Annotated in this window: 1 protein-coding gene; it reads left to right on the top strand. The window is 69.6% G+C overall.

The window, feature by feature from the left end; all coding sequences use genetic code 11:
- Positions 1–784, top strand: a 784-nt coding sequence (locus C1I98_RS39405) for an IS5 family transposase (protein WP_111172240.1), incomplete at its 5' end; no start/stop codon positions are given.
- Positions 785–810 lie beyond the last annotated feature (26 nt).

The following is an 810-nucleotide window of genomic DNA, read 5'->3' as shown; positions in this document are numbered from 1 at the left end:
GACCGACGCCCAGTGGGAACTGATCGAGCCGCTGCTGCCCGAGCCGAACACCGGCGGACGCCCGGAAAAGCACCCGCGCCGGGAGATCGTCAACGCCATCCTGTACGTCGTGCGATCGGGATGCCCGTGGCGGTACCTGCCCACCGACCTGCCGCCCTGGCAGACCGTGTACTGGTACTTCCAGCAATGGGAGGCCGCCGGCGTCACCGAAACCCTGCTGACCGAGCTGCGCGTCAAAGCCCGCCGCGCCGATGAACCCTCCGCCGGGCTCATCGACTCCCAAAGCGTCAAAGGCGCCGACACCGTGGGCCGCTCCACCCGCGGATACGACGCGGGCAAGAAGGTCAACGGGCGTAAGCGATTCATCGTCACCGACACCACCGGCCTGCTGGTGACGGTGACGGTGCTGGCCGCGAGTTGGCAGGACCGCGACGGGGCCAAGACCGCGTTGCTGTCGGCGTACCTGACCACCCCGATCCGGCATGTGTTCGCCGACCAGGGGTTCGCCGGGCGGCTGGTGGACTGGACCCGCGACCGGCTGCGCACCACCCTGGAGATCGTGCGCAAGCCCGCGGACAAGCCCGGCTTCAACGTCATCGCCCGGCGCTGGGTGGTGGAACGGACCTTGGCATGGCTGACCGCCTGCCGCCGCCTGGCCCGCGACTACGAGCGCGATCCGGCCGTCTCCGAGGCGCTGATCCGCTGGGCCGCCATCGCGGGGATGGCCCGCCGCCTCACCCGGAGCGGACCCGCACGACGCCAACCCCGCTACATCTGCCCTTGAACCCTAAACGATCTTCTCAAACACGC

The sequence above is a fragment of the Spongiactinospora gelatinilytica genome, from assembly GCF_003236385.1.
Taxonomy (GTDB): Bacteria; Actinomycetota; Actinomycetes; order Streptosporangiales; family Streptosporangiaceae; genus Spongiactinospora; species Spongiactinospora gelatinilytica.
The sequence above is the reverse complement of the archived record's forward strand: the minus strand, read 5'-3'. Positions and strand labels throughout refer to the sequence as shown.